General features: G+C 56.7%; 21 protein-coding genes. 15 read left to right on the top strand and 6 right to left on the bottom strand.

Translation table 11 applies throughout. From position 1 onward, the window contains the following. Positions 1-127 precede the first annotated feature (127 nt). From ACSQ87_RS04330 to ACSQ87_RS04315, 4 genes are all read right to left on the bottom strand, one after another. Entirely contained in the window at positions 128-412 is a 285-nt protein-coding gene (locus ACSQ87_RS04330; protein ID WP_046055560.1) for a YceK/YidQ family lipoprotein, read from the bottom strand. Next, positions 405-1,037, bottom strand: coding sequence for a flavin prenyltransferase UbiX (gene ubiX, locus ACSQ87_RS04325; RefSeq protein ID WP_046048695.1), 633 nt, complete (start codon positions 1,035-1,037; stop codon positions 405-407). The genes ACSQ87_RS04330 and ubiX overlap by 8 nt, the downstream gene beginning before the upstream one ends. Next, positions 1,034-2,383 (bottom strand): UDP-N-acetylmuramate:L-alanyl-gamma-D-glutamyl-meso-diaminopimelate ligase, encoded by a 1,350-nt coding sequence (mpl, locus tag ACSQ87_RS04320; protein WP_223432367.1) that lies wholly within the window; start codon positions 2,381-2,383, stop codon positions 1,034-1,036. The genes ubiX and mpl overlap by 4 nt, the downstream gene beginning before the upstream one ends. Positions 2,384-2,689: 306 nt before the next feature. After that, entirely contained in the window at positions 2,690-4,603 is a 1,914-nt protein-coding gene (locus ACSQ87_RS04315) for a sigma-54-dependent Fis family transcriptional regulator (protein WP_436273425.1), read from the bottom strand. Positions 4,604-5,034: 431 nt separating this feature from the next. Between ACSQ87_RS04315 and exaC the strand changes: the two genes are divergently transcribed. From exaC to ACSQ87_RS04255, 12 genes are all read left to right on the top strand, one after another. Continuing rightward, positions 5,035-6,555: an acetaldehyde dehydrogenase ExaC gene (gene exaC, locus ACSQ87_RS04310; RefSeq protein ID WP_033054129.1), complete on the top strand. Its 1,521-nt coding sequence runs from the start codon at positions 5,035-5,037 to the stop codon at positions 6,553-6,555. A gap of 241 nt (positions 6,556-6,796) precedes the next feature. Further along, complete coding sequence (gene eat / locus ACSQ87_RS04305) at positions 6,797-8,167, top strand: ethanolamine permease (protein ID WP_046055565.1); 1,371 nt, start codon at positions 6,797-6,799, stop codon at positions 8,165-8,167. Positions 8,168-8,370: 203 nt separating this feature from the next. Further along, positions 8,371-9,765: an ethanolamine ammonia-lyase subunit EutB gene (locus ACSQ87_RS04300; RefSeq protein WP_436273424.1), complete on the top strand. Its 1,395-nt coding sequence runs from the start codon at positions 8,371-8,373 to the stop codon at positions 9,763-9,765. Between the two features lie 8 nt (positions 9,766-9,773). Beyond that, positions 9,774-10,598 (top strand): ethanolamine ammonia-lyase subunit EutC, encoded by an 825-nt coding sequence (eutC, locus tag ACSQ87_RS04295; RefSeq protein ID WP_223432940.1) that lies wholly within the window; start codon positions 9,774-9,776, stop codon positions 10,596-10,598. A gap of 118 nt (positions 10,599-10,716) precedes the next feature. After that, positions 10,717-11,178, top strand: coding sequence for a GNAT family N-acetyltransferase (locus ACSQ87_RS04290; RefSeq protein ID WP_008153569.1), 462 nt, complete (start codon positions 10,717-10,719; stop codon positions 11,176-11,178). 294 nt (positions 11,179-11,472) lie between these two features. Further along, positions 11,473-12,129, top strand: coding sequence for a DedA family protein (locus ACSQ87_RS04285; protein WP_223432939.1), 657 nt, complete (start codon positions 11,473-11,475; stop codon positions 12,127-12,129). Between the two features lie 6 nt (positions 12,130-12,135). After that, positions 12,136-12,948 (top strand): zinc-dependent peptidase, encoded by an 813-nt coding sequence (locus ACSQ87_RS04280; RefSeq protein WP_436273423.1) that lies wholly within the window; start codon positions 12,136-12,138, stop codon positions 12,946-12,948. A 113-nt stretch (positions 12,949-13,061) separates the two neighbouring features. Next, positions 13,062-13,589, top strand: a complete 528-nt coding sequence (gene ppa, locus ACSQ87_RS04275) for an inorganic diphosphatase (protein ID WP_095130801.1) — start codon at positions 13,062-13,064, stop codon at positions 13,587-13,589. A gap of 223 nt (positions 13,590-13,812) precedes the next feature. Continuing rightward, the gene (locus tag ACSQ87_RS04270) at positions 13,813-14,565 is read left to right on the top strand and encodes a S24 family peptidase (protein ID WP_223432937.1); all 753 of its coding nucleotides are present in this window, start codon (positions 13,813-13,815) and stop codon (positions 14,563-14,565) included. A gap of 139 nt (positions 14,566-14,704) precedes the next feature. After that, on the top strand, positions 14,705-15,763 hold the full coding sequence (locus tag ACSQ87_RS04265; protein ID WP_436275078.1) for an IS110 family transposase: 1,059 nt from the start codon (positions 14,705-14,707) through the stop codon (positions 15,761-15,763). A 689-nt stretch (positions 15,764-16,452) separates the two neighbouring features. Then, entirely contained in the window at positions 16,453-17,664 is a 1,212-nt protein-coding gene (locus ACSQ87_RS04260; RefSeq protein ID WP_436273422.1) for a tyrosine-type recombinase/integrase, read from the top strand. Positions 17,665-17,768: 104 nt separating this feature from the next. Next, positions 17,769-18,461 (top strand): hypothetical protein, encoded by a 693-nt coding sequence (locus ACSQ87_RS04255; protein WP_436273421.1) that lies wholly within the window; start codon positions 17,769-17,771, stop codon positions 18,459-18,461. Positions 18,462-18,669: 208 nt separating this feature from the next. Here the strand turns inward: ACSQ87_RS04255 and ACSQ87_RS04250 are convergent, their stop codons facing one another. Both ACSQ87_RS04250 and ACSQ87_RS04245 read right to left on the bottom strand, forming a co-directional pair. Further along, entirely contained in the window at positions 18,670-20,103 is a 1,434-nt protein-coding gene (locus ACSQ87_RS04250; protein WP_436273420.1) for a YfjI family protein, read from the bottom strand. Further along, positions 20,093-20,395 carry a helix-turn-helix transcriptional regulator gene (locus ACSQ87_RS04245; protein ID WP_436273419.1) on the bottom strand — a complete coding sequence of 101 codons (303 nt, stop codon included), beginning with the start codon at positions 20,393-20,395 and terminating at the stop codon, positions 20,093-20,095. The genes ACSQ87_RS04250 and ACSQ87_RS04245 overlap by 11 nt, the downstream gene beginning before the upstream one ends. Positions 20,396-20,858: 463 nt before the next feature. On the opposite strand from ACSQ87_RS04245, the gene ACSQ87_RS04240 reads away from it, so the two are divergent. The 3 genes from ACSQ87_RS04240 (at position 20,859) to ACSQ87_RS04230 (ending at position 22,924) form a co-directional block, all read left to right on the top strand. Beyond that, complete coding sequence (locus ACSQ87_RS04240) at positions 20,859-21,194, top strand: hypothetical protein (RefSeq protein ID WP_436273418.1); 336 nt, start codon at positions 20,859-20,861, stop codon at positions 21,192-21,194. Positions 21,195-21,330: 136 nt separating this feature from the next. After that, on the top strand, positions 21,331-22,299 hold the full coding sequence (locus ACSQ87_RS04235) for a DUF932 domain-containing protein (RefSeq protein WP_436273417.1): 969 nt from the start codon (positions 21,331-21,333) through the stop codon (positions 22,297-22,299). A 127-nt stretch (positions 22,300-22,426) separates the two neighbouring features. Beyond that, complete coding sequence (locus tag ACSQ87_RS04230) at positions 22,427-22,924, top strand: JAB domain-containing protein (RefSeq protein ID WP_436273416.1); 498 nt, start codon at positions 22,427-22,429, stop codon at positions 22,922-22,924. The last annotated feature ends 202 nt before the right edge of the window (positions 22,925-23,126 follow it).

The raw sequence follows: 23,126 nt of genomic DNA, 5'->3' as shown, positions 1-23,126 counted from the left end.
TTGCCCCCGTTCGGCTGCGCAGCAGTCGTAAATCCATAGCTCGCGGTGTATCTGAAAAATGGAGATGGCCGGTTTTGGGGCTGCTTTGCAGCCCAACGGGGGCAAGCCCCCTCGCCACATGGCTCTCCTACAATCCGCCCGTTGCCTGAAAACTGACCCCGATCACCGTGAGTACCGACAGCGGTAACAACAGCGTGTCGAGCAACGCGCTGGCCGGCAGATCGACGCCGGGGTAGCTCGGGGCTTCGGCGCCGAAGCGGTCCATGGCGCAGCAGCCGCCGTTCATGGCATACAAATCCAGACGCGTCCCCGAATACACCACCGGTGCCCCTGGCTTGGCGGCATCAAGCGTTCGCGCCGTGGCGCAGCCAGCCAATTGCAGCGCCAGCACAATCGCCAGCAGCTTATTCATCGCTGGTCAGATGGTGTTCACCCCAACGCGGCAGCATGTCCTGGGGAATGTTCAGCAGATTAAGAATTCGCGCCACGACAAAATCGATCAAGTCGTCGATGGTTTGCGGCTGATGATAAAAACCGGGCGACGCCGGCAAAATCGTCACGCCCATGTTCGACAACTTGAGCATGTTCTCCAGATGGATGCTCGAATACGGCGCCTCTCGCGGCACCAGAATCAGCTGACGACGTTCCTTCAAGGTGACGTCGGCGGCACGCTCGATCAGGTTGTTGCAGGCCCCCGTCGCGATGGCCGACAAGGTCCCGGTGGAACACGGCACCACCACCATCGCCGCTGGCGCGCCGGAGCCCGAGGCCACCGGCGACATCCAGTCTTCCTTGCCGTACACCCGAATCTGTCCGGCGGCAGCGCCGGTGTATTCGGTGAGGAAGGCCTGCATCATCTGGGTTTTCGGCGGCAGCGTAACGTCAGTCTCGGTGGCCATCACCAGTTGCGCAGCCTTGGAGATCATGAAGTGCACCTCGCGGTCTTCACGAATCAGACAGTCAAGCAGGCGCAAACCGTACTGGGCGCCCGAAGCGCCGGTCATCGCCAGCGTGATGCGTTCCGGGCCGTTGTTCATTGCAGCGCCTCGGCGAGTTTGCCGTGCAGGCCGCCGAAGCCGCCGTTGCTCATGATCACCACGTGAGTGCCGGGCTGGGCTTGGCTCTTCACGCGCTCGATAATGCCTTCAAGCGATTCGCTGACGATCGACGGCACCGTGCACAACGCAGCAATAGCCCCCAGATCCCAACCGAGGTTGGCCGGCGCGTACCAGATCACCTGATCGGCATCGACCACGCTTTCCGGCAAGCCGTCGCGGTGAGCACCGAGCTTCATGGAGTTGGAACGCGGTTCGATGATCGCAATCAACGGTGCATCGCCGATGCGCTTGCGCAGACCGTCGAGGGTCGTCGCAATAGCCGTCGGATGGTGAGCGAAGTCGTCATAGATGGTAATGCCACGGACCTCCGCGACTTTCTCCATCCGGCGCTTGACGCTTTTGAATGCGCTCAGAGCAGCGATGCCCATGGACGGCACAACACCGACGTGGCGCGCCGCAGCCAACGTGGCCAGAGCGTTGGCGACGTTGTGTTGGCCGGTCATGTCCCACTCGACCACACCTTGAGCGACACCTTCGAACATCACTTCGAATTTCGAGCCGTCTTCGCTCAGCAGTTTGACCTGCCACTGACCGCCGGCGCCGGTGGTTTGCACCGGGGTCCAGCAGCCCATCTCGATCACACGCTGCAACGCCGGCTCGGTGGTCGGATGAATCACCAGGCCTTCGCTCGGGATGGTCCGCACCAAATGGTGGAATTGCCGCTCGATGGCTGGCAGATCAGGGAAGATGTCGGCGTGATCGTATTCCAGGTTATTCAGGATCGCCGTGCGCGGGCGGTAGTGAACGAACTTGGAGCGCTTGTCGAAGAACGCGCTGTCGTATTCATCGGCTTCGATCACGAAGAACGGTGTGCCACCCAGACGAGCGGACACCGAGAAGTTTTGCGGCACGCCGCCGATCAGGAAACCCGGGCTCATGCCCGCGTGTTCCAGCACCCAGGCGAGCATGCTGCTGGTGGTGGTTTTGCCGTGGGTACCGGCGACGGCCAGTACCCAGCGACCTTGCAGCACGTGATCCGCCAGCCATTGCGGGCCGGAAACGTAGGGCAGGCCTTTGTTCAGCACGTATTCGACAGCCGGGTTGCCGCGAGACATGGCATTGCCGATCACCACCAGATCCGGTGCCGGATCGAGCTGCGCCGGGTCGTAGCCTTGGGTCAACTCAATGCCCTGAGCCTCTAGCTGCGTGCTCATCGGCGGATAGACGTTGGCATCGGAGCCCGTCACGTGATGGCCCAGCTCTTTGGCCAGAACCGCCATCGAACCCATGAAAGTGCCGCAGATACCAAGAATGTGAATGTGCATTAGTCGACCTCGTAAAACATGGCCGCAGGTTAGCTTAGGGTGGGAAAATTCGCACTCTTTAGGTGATGGGGTGGATTGGGGGTGGTGATATTAGGGATGTGGGGCTGACTCCGGATCCACCCCTCACCCCAGCCCTCCCGAAACGTCGGACCGCCCCAAGGGGGAGAGGGGGAAAGGGAGCCGATCTCCATGGTTTTCGTAACCTGAGTTCGACTCGGAATTTCAGGTCGATGTATTTCGAAAGACACTTTGGTCAGTCCCCTCTACCTCCGGGAGAGGGTTAGGGTGAGGGTTGGATTTACCTGCCTACCGCTCAATTCCATGTTTACGCAGTTTTCTGTAAAGGGTGTTACGGCTGACGCCAAGTTGTTCAGCCGTGTGAGTCATATGCCAACGCGTCTGTTCCAGCGCATTCAGCAACGCCAGCCGCTCAGCGTCATCCAGCGGATAGTCCGACGGCTCTTCAACGGCAACAACCGGAACCGGTCGGGCCTGACGAATCATCACCGGCAAATCCCCCAGCCCTATCCGCCCGCCGTCACACAGCGCCGCCAAGGTGCGCAGCACATTGCGCAACTGCCGCACGTTCCCCGGCCAGGCAAACGCCAGCAACGCCTGGCGTGCCGGACCGTCGATCAATACGGTTTCCCCACCCGCCTCTTCGGCCAGCAAAAAGTCGAGCAGTTGGGATTTATCACTGCGATCACGCAGCGCTGGCAGTGCAACTTCCAGCCCGTTGAGCCGGTAATACAAATCCTCGCGGAAGCTGCCGTCCTGTACCCGCTCCAGCAGATTGCGGTGAGTGGCGCTGATGATTCGTACATTGACCGATTCCGGCTCGCCGCCGATCGGCACCACCTGACGATCCTCCAGCACCCTTAATAGCCGGGTCTGCAAAGCCAGGGGCATGTCGCCGATTTCATCGAGGAACAACGTGCCGCCATCGGCCTGTTGCAATTTGCCGCGCATGCCTTCCTTGCGCGCGCCAGTGAAGCTACCGCCGCGATAGCCAAACAGTTCGCTCTCGATCAGGCTTTCGGGGATGGCGGCGCAGTTGAGGGCGACGAAGGCTTTTTCTGCTCGCTGGCTGGCCTGATGGACGGCTTTGGCAAACGCTTCTTTGCCGGATCCGGTTTCGCCATTGATCAGTAGCGGTACGTCCCGCTCGAATACGCGCAAGGATTTGCGGAAATCTTCCTGCAACCCCGTGTCGCCCAGACAAATGCCCGACAAGCGCGAAGGTTCGGCGATCACCGCACTTTGCACCACCGGCACCGGAATGCTGCGTGGCTGCCCACGCAACAGCGCAAACAGGCTCCGCCCGTCGCGCGTGCGCAACGGCCAACTGGCGCTGGCATTGATGCTGGCGCGGCCGAGCAATTCATCCAGCGAGCAATCAAAAAACGCCTCCACCGGTTTGCCCAGCAGCCCACCGCGAATATGCCCCAGCAGGTTCAGCGCACTCTGGTTGACCGCGCTGATCCGCCCTTCTCCGTCGAATGCCAACAACCCTTCGCTGAATAACCCGACGGATTCGGCCTGAAGGTGAAAACGCAGCAGCCATTGATTGTCGAAGTAGCGCAGGAAATAGCAGCTCTCAATCATCTTCGCCGAAAGATTGACCAGCGCCATGGTGTGGAATTGGCTCTGACGCGAGACCTCGTGACGCGCCGAGGACACGTCGAGCACCGCCAGCAGTTCGCCATGCGGGTCAAACACCGGGCTCGCCGAGCAGGTCAGACCAGTGTGACGGCCGCGAAAGTGCTCGTCCTGATGGATGGTCAGGGACTGACGCTCCACCAGACAGGTGCCGATGCCGTTGGTGCCCTCGCAGGCTTCGCTCCAGTCAGCACCGAGCCAGAGGCCTGCGCGCTCGAAAATCTTCCGCTCGGCAGGCGCGGTGACGCAATTGAGGATCACGCCGCGGGCGTCGGTCAGCAGGACCGCGTGGCCAGCGCCGGAGAGTTGCTGATGAAGGCTGGTCATTTCGCTGCCGGCGATGTGCAGCACTTGCTGCAAGCGCTCGCGGCTTTCCAGGACGCGGCCATGTTCCAGCACCGTCGGCGCCATGGTCAGGGCCGGGTCGAGGTGATAGTCCTCAAGACAGCGCAGCCAGGAACGGGCAATCGACGGATCGCTGCCGGGACCGTGCAGGTGGGATTTGCCCTGAGTGACAGTCAGGACCTGCTGGGCATGGCGACTCAAATGGTTGTCGTGCATTTCTTATTGTTCTCCCCGCAGAGTCTGGTCCGCTTCCGTGTAGCAGCTGTCGAAGGCTGCGTCCGGCTGCGAAGCAGTCGTAAACCTGTGTCCCGTATGCATTGCCGAAAACGAGGCGAGCGCTTCGCACTCGGACGCAGCCTTCGGCAGCTGCTACACGAAGCAAAATTGCGTGATGCCGAGCATCCTCCAGCGCGACGCGCATTGCAATGCTGGCGAGACCGACCCGTCACACGTTGTGCCAGAAGCGGTACAAAGTGTCATCAGGACTGTACCGAAACCGTCACAGGCAACGTCCGTCGGTCCGACAAAAACCGCGTAAGACCTTGATTTGCCTGACCTGCAAGGCAGTGGCCCGACCCTTGCTCTACGCTTATAACAAGCGCACATGCGCTCTCCCTTATAAGCACAAAAGCCAAGGAGAAATCACCATGCGTTACGCTCACCCCGGTACTGAAGGCGCTATCGTTTCGTTCAAGAGCAAATACGGTAACTACATCGGCGGCGAGTTCGTCGCGCCTGTCAAAGGTCAGTACTTCACCAATACCTCGCCAGTAAATGGCCAACCGATTGCCGAATTCCCGCGCTCCACGGCCGAAGACATCGAAAAGGCCCTGGACGCTGCCCACGCGGCCGCCGATGCCTGGGGCGCCACGTCCGCCCAGGCTCGCTCGCTGGTGCTGCTGAAAATCGCCGATCGCATCGAACAGAACCTCGAAGTCCTGGCAATCACCGAATCCTGGGACAACGGCAAAGCCGTGCGTGAAACGCTCAACGCCGACATCCCGCTGGCCGCCGACCACTTCCGTTACTTCGCCGGTTGCATCCGCGCCCAGGAAGGCAGCGCCGCCGAGATCGATGGCAATACCGTGGCCTATCACATCCATGAACCGCTGGGCGTGGTCGGGCAGATCATCCCGTGGAACTTCCCGATCCTGATGGCCGCCTGGAAACTTGCTCCAGCGCTGGCCGCCGGCAACTGCGTGGTGCTCAAGCCTGCCGAACAAACGCCACTAGGCATTACCGTGCTGATGGAGCTGATCGGCGACCTGCTGCCGCCGGGCGTGCTGAACGTCGTGCAAGGCTTTGGCAAAGAAGCCGGCGAAGCACTGGCCACCAGCAAACGCATCGCCAAGATCGCCTTCACCGGTTCGACCCCGGTCGGCTCGCACATCATGAAATGCGCCGCCGAAAACATCATTCCGTCCACCGTGGAGCTGGGTGGCAAGTCGCCGAACATCTTCTTCGCCGACATCATGCAAGCCGAAGAAACCTTCATCGAAAAAGCCGCCGAAGGCCTGGTGCTGGCGTTCTTCAACCAGGGCGAAGTCTGCACCTGCCCTTCCCGCGCCTTGGTGCAAGAGTCGATCTACGACGACTTCATGAAAGTCGTGATGAAAAAAGTGCTGTCGATCAAACGTGGCGACCCGCTGGACACCGACACCATGGTCGGCGCCCAGGCGTCCGAGCAGCAATTCGACAAAATCCTTTCGTACCTGGAAATCGCCAAGGGCGAAGGCGCCGAGCTGCTGACCGGCGGCAAGGTGGAAAAACTCGAGGGCAACCTGGCGACCGGGTATTACATCCAGCCGACCCTGCTCAAGGGCACCAACAAAATGCGCGTGTTCCAGGAAGAAATCTTTGGCCCGGTGGTGAGCATCACCACCTTCAAGGACGAAGCCGAAGCCCTGGCCATCGCCAACGACACCGAGTTCGGCCTGGGTGCCGGCCTCTGGACCCGCGACATCAACCGCGCCTATCGCATGGGCCGCGCCATCAAGGCCGGTCGTGTGTGGACCAACTGCTACCACCTGTACCCGGCGCACGCCGCGTTCGGCGGTTACAAGAAGTCCGGCGTCGGTCGTGAAACCCACAAGATGATGCTCGATCACTATCAGCAGACCAAAAACCTGCTGGTGAGCTACGACATCAATCCGTTGGGCTTCTTCTAAAAACCGGGGGCGACACAGAGGTTTCTGTGCCGTCCTTCAAATTGCTTTCGCGAGCAAGCCCGCTCCCACATTTGCACCGCGTTCCCCCTGTGGGAGCGGGCTTGCTCGCGAAGGCGTTCTCACCAACACATCAAAAACATTGCTCTGCCGCTCTGGCACGGGCTTTGCGTGCTCGCTTTACACGAAAACGTCGCACCTGAAAGTCCAACAAATCAAAAAATAAAAAAGACAGCGAGGACTTATGACTTCTACTACACAGCTCAAACCCACACTCGGCACCCTGCATTTATGGGGCATTGCCGTCGGCCTGGTGATTTCCGGCGAGTATTTCGGCTGGAGTTACGGCTGGGGCACCGCAGGCACCCTGGGTTTCCTCGTCACCGCGCTGATGGTGGCGACGATGTACACCTGTTTCATCTTCAGTTTCACCGAATTGACTACCGCGATTCCCCACGCGGGCGGGCCGTTTGCCTACAGCCGGCGGGCCTTTGGTGAGAAAGGTGGACTGATCGCCGGCATCGCCACGCTGATCGAATTCGTCTTTGCGCCCCCGGCGATTGCCATGGCCATCGGCGCCTACCTCAACGTGCAATACCCGGAACTGGACCCGAAGATCGCCGCCGTTGGCGCCTATTTCGTGTTCATGGGCTTGAATATCCTCGGCGTCAGCATCGCCGCGACGTTTGAACTGGTAGTCACCGTGCTCGCGGTCGCCGAATTGCTGGTGTTCATGGGCGTCGTTGCGCCGGGCTTCAGCTTCAGTAATTTCGCGCTTAACGGCTGGTCGGGCGCCAACGAGTTCACCATGGGCTCAATCCCTGGCATCTTTGCAGCGATCCCCTTTGCGATCTGGTTTTTCCTTGCGATTGAAGGCGCGGCGATGGCGGCTGAAGAAGCCAAAGACCCGAAACGTACGATTCCCAGGGCGTATGTCAGTGGCATTCTGACCCTGGTGTTCCTGGCCATCGGCGTAATGGTGATGGCGGGTGGCGTTGGCGACTGGCGTCAACTGTCGAACATCAACGATCCGCTGCCTCAGGCAATGAAAGCGGTGGTCGGCAACAATTCGAGCTGGATGCACATGCTGGTGTGGATCGGCCTGTTCGGTCTGGTGGCGAGTTTCCACGGGATCATTCTCGGCTACTCACGGCAATTCTTTGCGCTGGCCCGGGCCGGTTACCTGCCTCGCGGCCTGGCCAAGCTCTCGCGCTTCCAGACTCCGCACCGGGCGATCCTGGCCGGAGGCGTGATCGGCATCGCGGCGATCTACAGCGACGGCCTGGTCAACCTGCAAGGCATGACCCTGACGGCAGCAATGATCACCATGTCGGTATTCGGTGCCATCGTGATGTACATCATCAGTATGCTGAGCCTGTTCAAACTGCGTAAAACCGAGCCGAACCTTGAACGCACCTTCCGCGCGCCGGGTTACCCGATCGTGCCGGGGATCGCGCTGTTTCTGGCGGTGGTGTGCCTGGTGGCGATGGCCTGGTTCAATACGCTGATCGGGTGTGTGTTCCTCGGCTTCATGGCGGCCGGCTACCTGTATTTCCAATTGACCGCCAAGCAGCGTTTCGATGCGCCGGCGGACGCGATGCTCGAAGGCGTCTGAGTTGCACCGGCGCCGGGCTGATTCCCGGCGCCTGCCATATTGAAGTGCATGCAGATCCAATGTGGGAGCGGGCTTGCTCGCGAAAACGGTGTGTCATCCGACACATGTACTGGATGACACTCCGCTTTCGCGAGCAAGCCCGCTCCCACAAGGGGTTCGGTGGTGTATTTGAGTTGTTTATAGAATCAGGAGGACTCCGTCCCATGGCCGCATTTGCCCATTCCGTCGGCGCCCAGACCTATCGCTTCGAGAGCCTCAAGGAGGTCATGGCCAAGGCCAGTCCGGCGCGTTCCGGGGACTTTCTGGCCGGCGTCGCCGCCCTCAACGATGGTGAGCGTGTGGCCGCGCAGATGGCCCTCGCCAACATCCCGCTCAGCCATTTCCTGCAAGAAGTGCTGATTCCTTACGAGACTGATGAAGTCACCCGACTGATCATCGACACTCACGATAGACAAGCTTTCGCCGCCGTCAGCCACCTCACCGTCGGCGGCTTTCGCGACTGGCTGCTCAGCGATGCAGCCGACGAACAGAGCCTGCGCGCCCTCGCGCCAGGCCTGACCCCGGAAATGGCCGCTGCCGTGTCGAAGATCATGCGCGTGCAGGATCTGGTGCTGGTGGCGCAGAAAATCCGCGTTGTTACAAAATTCCGCGGCACGATGGGTTTACGCGGCCGGTTATCCACACGCCTGCAACCCAATCACCCCACCGATGAACCGGCCGGCATCGCCGCGAGCATTTTGGATGGCCTGCTGTACGGCAACGGCGACGCGATGATCGGCATCAACCCGGCCACCGATAGCATCGCTTCCATCTGCGCCATGCTGGAAATGCTCGACGCGATCATCCAGCGCTACGAGATTCCAACCCAGGCCTGCGTGCTGACTCATGTCACCACGTCCATTGAGGCTATCAATCGCGGCGTTCCGCTGGACCTGGTGTTCCAGTCGATCGCCGGCACCGAGGCGGCCAACGCCAGTTTCGGTATCAACTTGAACGTGCTGCAGGAAGGCTACGACGCCGGTTTGAGCCTGAATCGCGGCACGCTGGGCCAGAATCTGATGTATTTCGAGACCGGCCAAGGCAGCGCCCTGTCAGCCAACGCCCACCACGGCATCGATCAACAGACCTGCGAAACCCGCGCCTACGCTGTGGCGCGACATTTCAAACCGTTCCTGGTGAACACCGTCGTAGGATTCATCGGCCCGGAATACCTCTACAACGGTAAACAGATCATCCGCGCCGGCCTCGAAGACCACTTCTGCGGCAAGCTCCTGGGCGTGCCCATGGGTTGCGACATCTGTTACACCAACCACGCCGAAGCCGACCAGGATGATATGGACACCCTGCTGACCCTGTTGGGCGTGGCCGGGATCAACTTCATCATGGGCATCCCCGGCTCCGATGACATCATGCTCAACTACCAGACCACCTCGTTCCACGACGCCCTTTACGCCCGTCAGACCCTGGGCCTGAAACCGGCGCCGGAATTCGAACAATGGCTGGCGAGAATGGGTATTTTCACCCAGGCGGACGGCAAGATTCACTTCGGCGACAGCCTGCCGCCGGCTTTCCGCCAAGCGATGGGGCAACTGGGATGAGTGTTGAAATGGATAAACCACCCGTTGACCCACAGAACCCGTTGCTGGAACTGCGTCGCCTGACGCCGGCGCGGATCGCCTTGGGTAGAACCGGCACCAGCATGCCGACCAGCGCGCAACTGGATTTCCAGTACGCCCACGCTCAGGCGCGGGATGCGGTGCACTTGCCGTTCGACCATGCGGGGCTCAGCTCACAACTGGCTGAACGCGGGCGCGCCAGTTTGCTGCTACACAGCGCCGCTACGGACCGGAACAGTTATTTGCAACGCCCCGATTTGGGGCGAAAGTTGAGTGAAGAGTCGGCTCAGGCACTGCGCGATTACGCATTGGCCAATCCCGGCGGTGTCGATTTGGCCATTGTCGTTGCTGACGGGTTGTCGGCGCTGGCCGTTCATCGCCATACCCTGCCGTTTCTGGCGCGGATGGAAGATCAGATTGTGAGCGACGGCTGGTCCGTCTCACCGGTCATTCTGGTGGAACAGGGCCGGGTCGCCGTAGCCGACGAGATCGGTGAACTGCTGGGTGCAAAAATGGTGGTGATCCTGATCGGCGAACGCCCTGGTCTCAGCTCCCCGGACAGCCTGGGGCTATATTTCACCTACAATCCAAAGGTCGGGCTGACGGACGCCTATCGCAACTGCATCTCCAATGTCCGGCTCGAAGGCCTGAGTTACGGCATGGCGGCACACCGTTTGCTGTATTTAATGCGCGAAGCCTGTCGGCGACAGTTGTCAGGGGTCAATCTGAAGGACGAGGCTCAAGTTCAGACACTCGAGTCGGACGCTGGAGCAGGCATGAAAGGTAATTTCCTACTGAGTTCGTCGGATGCCTGAACCGTTTCCGCATTGCGTTTCTGATCCAGTTTCAGGCAGGATCGAAACACGGCCGCCCGAGTGAGAACCGTTCGCCGTCACAGTACGTGAAGACAGCCACTTGAAGACGAGACCTACCATGCGGATTATTCAAGCGACCCTCGAACACCTGGACCTGTTGACCCCGTTGTTCGTCAAATATCGCGAGTTTTATGGCTCCCTGGCTTATCCGGACTCGTCCCGGGCGTTCCTTGAAAAGCGCCTGCGTCGCAAGGAGTCGGTGATCTACCTGGCCCTGGCCGATGACGACAGCAACAAACTGATGGGTTTCTGTCAGTTATATCCGAGCTTTTCGTCCCTTTCGCTTAAGCGCGTGTGGATTCTCAACGACATCTACGTCGCCGAAGAGGCCCGCCGCCAGTTGGTGGCCGACAACCTCATCCGCACCGCAAAGAAAATGGCCAAGGAAACCAACGCTGTACGCATGCGCGTTTCCACCAGCAGCAACAACGAAGTCGCGCGGAAAACCTACGAATCCATCGGGTTCAAGGAAGACACCGAGTTCAAGAACTACGTGTTGCCGATCAGCGACGAGCTCTGATCCGCATCGAACATTGTGGGAGCGAGCTTGCTCGCGATAGCTTCTCCTCGGGATGACTGTTACACCGAGGTGCCTGAATCGCGAGCAAGCTCGCTCCCACAGGAATCGATTGCACCACTCCAACCGGTGTGGCTCCCTGGACATCCCCCGCTACAAACTCAACGCGCTTTTCACTTCTCAGATCGTATAATGCCGACCTTTCCGGCTCGTAAGAAAAACTACACCCGTCTGTAGGCTTTCGCGAAGTCATCCGCACAGGCCTGCCGAGTCGGGCCGTCACCACAGGTGCTCTCCATGGATTTCAACCCGCTCGACATTATTCTGCATCTCGATGTGTACCTCGATTTGCTGGTAACCAACTACGGGCCATGGATTTACGCCATTTTGTTCCTGGTGATCTTCTGCGAAACCGGCTTGGTGGTGATGCCATTCCTGCCGGGCGATTCCCTGCTGTTCATCGCTGGCGCAGTTGCCGCCGGCGGCGGCATGGACCCGGTGCTGCTGGGTGGCCTGCTGATGCTGGCGGCAATCCTTGGCGACAGCACCAACTACCTGATCGGACGAACGGCGGGTGAGCGTTTGTTCAGTAACCCGAACTCGAAAATCTTCCGCCGCGACTACCTGCAGCAAACCCACGACTTCTACGATAAACACGGCGGCAAAACGGTGACGTTGGCGCGTTTCATGCCGATCATTCGCACCTTTGCACCGTTTGTCGCCGGCGTGGCCAAAATGCCCTACCCGCGTTTCTTCGCCTTCAGCGTCCTCGGCACTATTCTGTGGGTGGGTGGCCTGGTGACCCTCGGTTACTTCTTCGGCAACGTACCGTTCATCAAGCAAAACCTGTCGCTGCTGGTCGTGGGCATCATCCTGCTGTCGCTGGTGCCGATGATCATCGGCATGATCCGTAGTCGCCTTGCTAACGCCGCGTCCAAAGCCCAATCGCGCTGATTCACCATGTGGTCCCTTAGCGCCTGGCGTCGCCGGCGCACCTTGGCCAAACATCCGATTGCCGACGACATGTGGCAGCGGGTGCGCCATCACCTGAGTTTTCTCGATGGCCTCAGCGCCGCTGAAGACCGGTGGCTGCGTGAAGCCAGCGTGCTGTTCCTCCAGGACAAACATTTGACCGCCCTGCCCGGCGTCGAACTCCACCAGGAACAGCGCCTGCTGCTTGCCGCCCAGGCGCAATTGCCGTTGCTACACCTGGGCGATCTGAACTGGTATCAGGGTTTCCACGAAATCGTCCTCTACCCCGACGACTTTCTCAGCCCCCAGCGCCATCGCGATGCCAGCGGCGTCGAGCACGAATGGGACGGCGAACACAGCGGCGAAGCCTGGCAGCAAGGCCCGATCATCCTCGCGTGGCCCGGCGTGAAGGCCAGCGGTGGCTGGGAAGGCTATAACCTGGTGATCCACGAACTCGCGCATAAACTCGACATGCTCAACGGCGACGCCAACGGCCTGCCGCCGCTGCACGCCGACATGCGGGTCAGCGACTGGGCCAAGGTCATGCAAGAGGCCTACGACGACCTTGATCGGCAACTGGATCGCAATCCCGACGCAGACACAACCATCGACCCGTACGCTGCGGAAAACCCGGCCGAATTCTTCGCGGTCACCAGCGAATATTTCTTCAGCGCCCCGGATTTGCTGCACGAGGCGTATCCTCAGGTCTATGAGCAGCTGAAGATGTTTTATCGTCAGGACCCTCTGGCCCGGCTGCGGCAACTTCTGGCCGAAGACCCGGTCTATCAGGCACACGACTAAGGTCTCTACGACCCTTGGATCGTGGCATCGGCGGCGGAATATGCCTATAATCGCCGCCACTTTTTGGTCAATCCGGCCAAGTGTTTTTGGTCAACTAACGGGGGCACCGCCCAATGAGCTACAGCAAGATTCCGGCTGGCAAAGACCTGCCGAACGACATCTACGTCGCGATCGAGATTCCGGCCAACCACGCCCCGATCAAATACGAAATCGACAAAGACAGCGATTGCCTGTTCGTTGACCGTTTCATGGCCACCCCGATGTTCTACCCGGCCAACTACGGTTTCATCCCGAACACCCTGGCTGACGACGGTGACCCCCTCGACGTGCTGGTCGTGACCCCTTACCCGGTTGCTCCAGGTTCGGTTATCCGCGCCCGTCCAATCGGCATCCTGCACATGACCGACGACGGCGGCGGCGATGCCAAAGTCATCGCAGTGCCACACGACAAGCTGTCCCAGCTGTACGTAGACGTGAAGGAATGCAGCGACCTGCCACAGCTGCTGATCCAGCAGATCGAGCACTTCTTCGCGAACTACAAAGACCTCGAAAAAGGCAAATGGGTGAAGATCGAAGGTTGGGGCGACGCAGAAGCCGCTCGCACCGAGATCATGAAGTCGGTTGCTGCCTATAAAGGCTGATAGCCGTCTCTCACGAACGGCTGTAACGAAGAACCCCGGTTGATCCGGGGTTTTTTGTGGGCGTTTGAAAATCACCTTCAACAGCACATTTAACTGGCGGGCAAACCGGTTTTTTCTTGTTTAATTTTTACAAAAGACGTCTTACATCAGGACTTAAATTTCACGCCAGATTTGAACGTTTTGTTGAATCAAAGCCTTATGCCGCACGGCTAGACTCGTGTTTATGAAAAAGAACAAAACCTGCGGCCCACGATTCAGAATGCTCCTGAGAGAGCTACAAATCACGACAACGAGATTTGCCGAATTCCTGGGTATTTCCGACCCTCAAACTGTCCATAACTGGTATACCCGCGGAGTTCCTGACTACCGCATGGAAGATGTCGCCAGAAGACTGTCCGTGAACACTGAATGGCTGAAAACCGGCGAAGGACCGCAAGACGCCAGGGAATTGCATCTGATCGATGCCTCCGGCAATACCTTCGACGCCCAATCAATCCGGGGCACCTATCGGGTCATCGACCCAGTCGACATCGAACTACCCTTTTACAAAGAAGCGACCACTGCCCCCGGCTCCGACAAAACCCATGTCATCAAAGACCCCAGCGAATCAATCCGCCTGCCGCGCAGCGATCTTGACTCCCTGGAAATCAACCACGCCGATGCCATCTGCGCCCGCATGGTTGGCAACAGCATGGCCGAAAAAATTGAAGATGGCTCCATCGTCGCCATCGACCGCGGGCTCACGCAAATTGTCGACGGAGAGATTTACGCAATCGAGCACGACGGCATGTTGCGCATCAAATACCTGAGCCGGGTACCAGGCAACGCGATACGCATGCGCAGCCACAACAGCTCCGAATACCCGGATGAAGTTTTCAGACCTCCACAAATCGAAGAACAAAACATAAGGGTTCTGGGATGGGTGTTCTGGTGGTCGACCCTGAATAAACGCAGGCCACCCATACCTTTTCTGTAAACACATAACTGTGTAATTGAATGGACTCGCCCAAGCCGAGGCGTCTGTGCGCCACGGTGGCATTCTTATAGAAGCCAACGACAGCGAGGGCGAGGCCATGAAAAAGCATACGACGATCAATCAGTCTTTGTCAGCCGATGTGTCGGCATGCACCACAGTTGCGGTAGATCTTGCCAAAAGGGTCTTTCAGGTCGCAGGGGAGGATACCCTCGGTCACGTGATATTCGAGGCTCGAATCAAGTCGCGCGAGACCTTCCAGGTGTTTCTGCACAAGCTCCCTGTGAACGTGACCGTATTGGTGGAAACCGGGCCAGGCGCTCAGGCATGGGCGCGGTTACTGCAAATGCAGGGCAATCCGGTGCGCATTCTGCCGGCCCAGCATGTTGCCAAGCATCGCAGTGGCCCGAAAAACGATCGCAACGATGCATTGGCTATCCTGCGTGCAGGCCGCGATTGCAGGATCTCAGCCGTTCCGGTCAAGAGCGCGGCGGCACTGGCGATGCAGGCACTGCACCGAGCTCGGCGGGGATATATACGGCGCCGCACTGCAGTGAGCAATCAGGTGCGCGGCTTGCTGCTGGAACAGGGTGTGGCTCTGGCACAGGGCGAAATGGCGATCAGCCAGCTCGTGCCTCGGATATTGGAAGACGCTACCCAGCCGTTGCCCGATCTACTGCGCGAACTGATCGCCGAACTGCTGGGTGAATGGGGTCAACTGGGTGACCGCGTCAACGCACTGACCGGTCGGCTGGAAACGGCGGCGAAAGAGAGTGAGACCGCGAAGCGGCTGATGACGGTGCGCGGTGTGGGTCCAATCATCGCCACGGCGCTGCTGGCCAAGCAGACCGAGCCCGAACGCTTCGCCAGCGCTCGGCAGTTTGCCGCCTACTTCGGGTTGGTCCCCAGCCAGCACAGCAGCGCCGAGAAGGTTCGGTTGGGCAAGATGTGCAAGCATGGCGATGCCTACTTGCGCAGTCTGGCGATCCAGGGTGCTCATGCCGTTTTAAGACAGCTACGACCTGACTCAGAGCAGCCGGACGATCAACGTCTCCAGCGTTGGATCTCCCGCTTGGGTCGCAAGGAGGCGGCCGTGCGATTGGCCAACCGCAACCTGCGCATTCTTTGGGTGCTACTGCAAAATGACCAGACTTATCGTCGCCAGCCGGGCAATGGCCGGGAGGCTGCGATGAGTCACTGATCAATAGAGTTCTGCCACCGGGGCGTTAAGCCGCTCCAACCCATGCTAAAGAACATTGACCCCAGGTCAGACCGTCGCGGATTGATGCCTGAGCTGCTACCGGCCCTTGAGGCCTCACTGTAATCGGCATACCGCGCGCTTATCCAATGTTGGCCAGAAGCTGTTCAAGGCTTCCTCGAACAGGCCTGATACATAGATGCAACCGGGTAGCAGTGTTCAGAAGCAGGTTGAAAGTGGGGGCGAGTCCATACATAGCAGCTGGCGCAGCCCGCTGCTACACGTAACCGCAATCGCTCTAGGGCGCACGCCACGCTGGGAATTCTGCAAAAAAATCAGTATGCTGCGCCCCACATTTGCGCATCGACCCGCCTCGCGGCGTCAGATCGCACCGACAAGGCAGATGATTTTCTCGCCGAGTCCCACAGCCGGACGCAAGATCCGGGTGTACGTTTTGAAGGCTGGCGCGGTTTACCAAAAATGAACCAAGCCAGTCCCCGAGAAGCCGGCCACAAGCCGGCTTTTTAATTGTCCAAAATAATCCTATCCCATCCGAGAATCTACCTGATAGCTTAGCTATTCCGGGGGTTTCAGGCATTCCCCTGTCCGATGGCGTTCTACGCCATTTGACCTCATCCGACGATGAAGTGGGGGGACAGGTGGGGGGACAAAGGGACGACAGGGGAAATCCAATGGGTAAGCTGAATCCAAAGCAAGTCGAAAACCTGACCGAACCCGGCACCTATGAAGATGGTGATGGGCTTCGCTTGGTCGTCAAACCTACCGGGCGTAAATCCTGGCTGCTTCGCTTCCAACTGGCGGGCCGTCGTAGAGAGATGGGTCTGGGCTCATTCCCTGAGGTGAGTCTCAAGAAAGCCAGACAAGATGCCAGTGCTAAACGTAGCCAACTGAGCGACGGCATTGATCCCCTGGCGGCCAGGGATATAGAGCGTGCTGCTCAACGGGAAGCCCAGCGTGCAAGCGAAGCCAAGCAACTGAAGTTCGAGACACTCGCAACGGAATACCGTGATGCTCACGGCGCGACATGGTCGGAGAAATGGCGTAAAGGCTGGCTGCGAAAGTTAGAGCTGTATGCGTTTGATCACATAGGCAAGCTGGCAGCCGAAGACATCGGTACTCCCGAAGTGCTCAAGGTGTTGCAACCTATCTGGGCCACCAAAACGCGAACCGCCGATGAGGTACGTGGGCAAATTGAGCAGGTCCTGGACGCCGCCAAGGCACGCAACCTGCGAGAGGGTGAGAACCCTGCTCGCTGGCGAGGGCATTTAGACAATCTGTTGAGCCGCGCGGAGAAGAAAAAGGCTCGGAAGCGCGAACACTTCGAAGCGCTACGCTGGCAAGACGTACCCGCGCTGATGGCTAAACTCAGCGCAAATACCACACCGGCCTCCTTAGCCGCTCAACTGTTAATCATGACCAGCGCACGCGCGCACATGGTGAGGTTTGCACGCTGGGATGAGTTTGATTTGGAGGCCGGTACTTGGTCGCTGCCTGATGAGCGTATGAAAATGCGTGTAGCGTTTGTAATCCCGCTTGCCAAAGAGGTCGTAAAGCTGGTGCAGAGCATTCCGAGAGATGAAGGAAGCCCCTTCCTATTCCCTGGTCAGGGTAAGACAGGGGTTATGCATGCAAACGCCATACGAACGCTCCTACATGGCATGGAATACGAACACATAACGCGACACGGCTTTCGTTCTTCATTTCGAGATTGGGCTGGGGAATGCACGCACTACCCACGCGAGGTGTGCGAAATGGCGTTAGCACATGACGAGCGTGACCAAACTGAGGGGGCATACTCTCGCTCCGATTTCCTCGACAAGCGCCGGGCACTGATGATTGACTGGGCCAAGTTTATACGCCATGCACCTTTGGAATCAGAATAAATTCACTCACCTATAGCTTTAGGTAGCAGACTGTACGTGCGGCAAGCGCCAAGTTAGACATAAAACCAAAAAATCCAGAACCGCCTAAATCTTAGAGAAAAAAAATGTCCGAAGACACAAGCCCCGAAGAGCGATCCGCAACTATGGAAAAGCTTACCAACCTCCTACACGACATAAAAATCGATGGAAAGATTGATATTCTCCTACGCCAGCTTGACCATTTAAATGAAGAACTTTTCGGAGAAAACAATACAACCATACAACTTCAAGATATCGCTGACGACATAGACTGCGGGACAATAAACAAGACATACATAAACGATCAATTCTTCTATATAAACTTCAAAGACAAAGACCCAAGAACAAAGCTAACAAGAACTCTTATGCTAGCCCATATTTATACCTACACAGCGATTCAACTTGAAAAAAACAATAGCCTCATGATGGCTTGGAATGCAATTTCGGAAGCGTGCAAGTACATCGGAGCCTGCAACTCAATGTGTGAAACCTTAGCAAACCCCAAGACTAAGAGAGCTAGCAAAGGTGGCAAAGCAAACGCAAAAAAAATAAGCGAATTCAAAGAAGCCGTCATTGAAGCTCTTCATTCTCTTAGGCCAAAAAAAGGCTGGAGCAGCTCAAGCATGGCTACAGACCAAATAATTGACCACCTAATAAAATCAACTCCTCCGTGCAAGGGCGATGAACTCGAGGGCCGGAGCGATTTAATCGCAAAGGTACGAAACATGATTGAAAATGATAGAGAAGTCAAAATGGCATTCAACCCCAAGACCAGCTAAAGCGAAAACTCTTAACTTCTCAAGAGCCATACATCATCCAACAACTAAAACGAATACCGACAAAAACCATTCAACAGTCACAAACCCTGTGAACAATGAACACGACATGTACCTTCCCCTAACGCTTACGACTCTAAGATTTCAACTCGCTGCAAGTTATGCACATTCAAATCCAAGCATATTTGCAGCGCCCACTTCACATCGAAACTTACCACTTCCTATTCAGATCAACACATTGAACCCCCCTCCTATTGAAAAAACTTATTTTCCCTTGGCTATGAAGCTCATCCAAAGCTTTGTTTAATCGACTTTTCTCTCTTATTTTGTTGGGACCATACTGGCGGATGTAATTCTTAGCTACCCAGTCGTCACCCTTATCCCAAATACACAACAACCATTTGTTTAGTTCTACCGCATCTAACTCTTCCTGCCTCTTGGGCAAAAACAAACAATAGAACTCATCAGAGCACCAAAGGCAAAAATCGACTGCAAACTTCAGCGTACTCCATGATACATCCCCCTCAAAACCTTCAAAATAGTGCAAGAGAGCAGCCACTCTAGCAATATTATCCGCAAGTTTTGAAGCGTGATCACCCATTTGATCAAATCGCCCCTCCGCTTTAATTTTAGATTCAATGGCATTGTAAGTTCCCAGCCACATTTCACTCGCTTCCGGCGAGAAGCCAATAGTCATTCGGTTTTGACAGGACGCCGCAAACAAAGCAGAGTTCAGCTCTAGAATCTCGACCAGTCGCACAGAAAACCTATCGCGATATTCCCAAGAAACAGTTTCATTTTTAAGAAACCTAGTACCCTGCGTCGATGCTGGACAACAAACTAAAAATCTAGCCCAGAGACCTGAGCCACGAGACTTTTCTCCAGCGCTCTTGATATATTCATTAAATGCGCTTCTTTGCGACATTATCGAGACAGTCAGTCGCGCCCCAACAACCTCATAACTTGCAGCTGTTTTACGATCAACAGTTATGGCATCTCCACTCCAGATAGCATTATGCTTAGACAAATCAGTTAATGCCCGACCATTAAGCACTCCACCTCCTTCACTCGACACCAATCCAGCCGATGGCAAGTTTTGATAAAGCCCTAGAAATAGAGCTTCAGAAGTAGAGTCTTCGTATAGCATCTTAAACTGCTTAGGTTTCAAAGGCCGGGCAAACCCGTGCTCGATCGAACGGCGCTCAGCTTCTTCCGAACATTCTCCATCACGAGTGAGCTTTGCAATTTGCTTCAGTATTACTTTATTTTTTGTATCCCATATTTTCAGCTTAGATTCCCACTCCTTTAGGTCGCATTGGTACGCAGTTCCTTTCATTTTTTGAAAGTGACGAATCGGTTCAAAAAAAAGGTTTTCTGCTGTTGACTTACGCTCTCCCGAGTCAGCAATAGACAACAGCATTAGCGATAGCGGAACACATTGTCCAATGGGTTTACGGACATCACATAGCCCTTGAACACCGACGGCAATCGCAGCCAAAGCCCCAAAGAAAATTAGCGGTCGCGGAGCTTGGATGTTGTTTTCAGCCTCATCCACAGCCGCCTTCAAAATGGGCAGGCATCCAAATGAAGGGAAAGGCCCTCCTATTTTCGGTAGCACTCTTTCCCGATAACGGTCAGTGCTCATTTCTGGCCCGCCCGTAAACCGCTGCGCCAGCTACTACTCTTGAATCAATCCAAAGGCTGATATCCGACTCGATCCAACCAATAGCGCCCCTTGCGCCTACCGAAAGCTTTATCGGACGTGGAAACGTGGGGTTGTATCGTGGCGAACAGGGATTCATCCAGTCGTAGACCGTCGACCGCCCCACCCCAAGGCGCTCTTGCAGCTTCTTCAAACGCAAGACCCGAATGAATGCCTGACCGTCCCCATCCTGATCCAAAAAATTACGAGTTTTTTCATCGTCAACTGCACGCATCGCACCACCCTCCTTCTAGAAATTCGAGATGACGCAATGCTACCCAGATGAGTTTTTTATTTAACCGCATCTGCTTACGTTACTTTTTTACCGCAAGCGCCCCCCTTGAAATAAAACCAAAAACATGCGAGACAAAATCTCAGGAAATTCCATTTACTCACTCAGCATTCACCTCTCATCCTGCTATTTCCGCTATTCGTAGCGGAAATAGCAGGGGGGCTGGTGCCTGCGACGCAGCTGTTACGCCATCTTCAGCGCTCATTTCGCGAAGACATTCGGTACCAATCAAATTGCACTCAAAATAATTTCAGTAATACATCACGAACCTGAACCAATCCGCATTGACGATTGAGCCCCAGTCACGAATTTGAGCTCACCAACCAGGCCGCCTAGGCGGCTTGGTTGGTGAGCTCTATTCCGCGCAAACACCTCATCCCGAAATTCTCAATAAAGGAAATTGCTCATGACCGACCAGTGTCCTAGCTGCCAATCTGCTTCCGTAATAACCAAAGATATCGCAAGGAAAATCGGTGCCATTATCGGTACTGTCGGGGGTGCCGCCCGAGGGGTTACAGACGCCACGGCCGGTGCCCAGGTGGGCGCAGTTATCGGCGTCGCAGCTGGCCCCGCTGGTGTCATTGCTGGCGGTATGGCCGGAGCCATTCTCGGCGGCTTAGCCGGCGCCGCGACCGGTTGTATCGCGGGTGCCAAACTCGGCGAAGTCATCGATGAGCGAGTTTTGGACAATTACGTTTGTCTCGACTGCGGGCTGTCGTTTAGCTACCGTCATTCCACTTGAACTGCTCGTCTTCCGCTTGACTCCACTGCTGCTCTCCATCTGATCCATCTCCCCTCTCTATCACCCCCCGCACGCCGATTGATTCCTGCTGAGTACTCAGCGGCTTCGCCGTGCGCCTATAAAAAGGAAGTACTCCATGGCACACCTCATCGAGCAAATGGCTTACGTTGGCACTACGCCCTGGCATGGCCTGGGCAATCAACTCTCGCCCAATCAGCCGGTGGAAGTTTGGCAACAAGAAGCCGGCATGAACTGGCAGATCCAGGAGTCACCGGTACGGTTCATGGCGGATGCTGTCGGCCATCTCGGCACCATCCATTCGTTCCCCGAACAGAAAGTTCTCTACCGTTCGGACAGCAAGGAAGCCCTATCCGTCGTCTCGCAACGCTACCAGGTGGTCCAGCCCCGTGAAGTCCTAGAATTTTACCGTGATCTTACGGAGTGCTCTGGCTATGAACTGGAAACCGCCGGCGTCCTGAAGGGAGGTCGAAAACTCTGGGCACTGGCGAGGACCGGACAGTCGACTGCAATTAAAGGTAATGACGTGGTAAACGGTTATCTGCTACTGGCAACGTCCTGTGACGGCACACTAGCCACCACAGCAACTCCCACCACCATTCGCGTGGTCTGCAATAACACACTGACCATATCCCTAAGCGGAGCCACCCGCGCAATCAAGGTTCCACACAGCACGCGCTTTGATTCGCAGGCAGTAAAAAAACAACTAGGCATCGCCGTCTCGCAGTGGGACGAATTCATGTATCGGATACGCGCCCTCGCGGAACGCAAGGTTCAGTGGACTGAGGCCATGAGCTTCTTCATGGAAGTGCTGTGCGACACCAGCGCGCATGACCCCATTCCCAATGTACTGCCCAACAAACGCGCTATGGAGAAGGTACAGAGCCTGTTTGAAGGTAAAGGCCGAGGATCTGAAATAGAGTCCGCTCGCGGAACAGCATGGGGCTTGCTGAACGCTGTGACTGAATACGTGGATCATGAAAGGCGCGCCAGGAGCTCTGAGTATCGAATGGACTCGGCATGGTTTGGACAAGGCGCAGTAATTAAACAGAAGGCACTCGATGCAGCCTTACAACTCGTTGCGTGAGCCACAGCAACACAGAGAGCTGTCACCTAAAGGGGTGTTCAGAATGATTCAATCCCAACACCCAACTCCAGGTAACTGCGCCACCCACCCTCCAGTCCGTTCACGCGTTCGTGATAGGAAGACCAGCATGAAATATCCCAAGCTCAAACCCGGTGAGTCGCCCGACAATTATTTCATGGAGTTACCGGTCACCGAGGCCGACATCCTGCAGATGGCTCAACAACTTGCGATGTATCGTCTATCTAAAGGGCGGGCGCTGACTGAGTGCAGACTCGTCTTCAGTCATCTACAAACACTGCTGCAATTCCATGAATACGAAGTCTTTGCTTTGTTGCTTCTCGATACCGAACACCGGGTTATTGGATTTAGGGAGCTGTTCAAGGGCGCATTGGAATTTGCCTGCGTGTCCCCTCGGGAGGTGGTCAAGATCGCCTTGGAACACAACGCTGCCGCCGTGATTCTGGTTCACAACCATCCCTCTGGTGACTCGGAGCCCAATCAGGCAGATCGTGCGCTAACCGCCCCCCTTAAAAATGCCCTCAACATGATTGGCACCCACATATTGGATCATATCGTAGTGGGCAATGAAGGCTGTGTATCGCTGGCAGAACGGGGGGATCTGTAGGTGCTTTGCCCTTGGCATGCGCTAGGCAAGCCGACCCATCAGGCTGCTGCCGCCACGTCCCCCGGACACATAACCAATCGCCTCAACAACAGGAGAGTCTTATGGCATTGATACGCTTCATGATCGCACTTCTCACCTTCATCGGCGTATTGGCGAGTGCTTTAGCAGTCGTGCTAGTGGTGGTCCTAATGCTACGATTTCC

It is taken from the genome of Pseudomonas sp. LjRoot277 (assembly GCF_964253845.1).
GTDB lineage: Bacteria > Pseudomonadota > Gammaproteobacteria > Pseudomonadales > Pseudomonadaceae > Aquipseudomonas.
The sequence above is the reverse complement of the archived record's forward strand: the minus strand, read 5'-3'. Positions and strand labels throughout refer to the sequence as shown.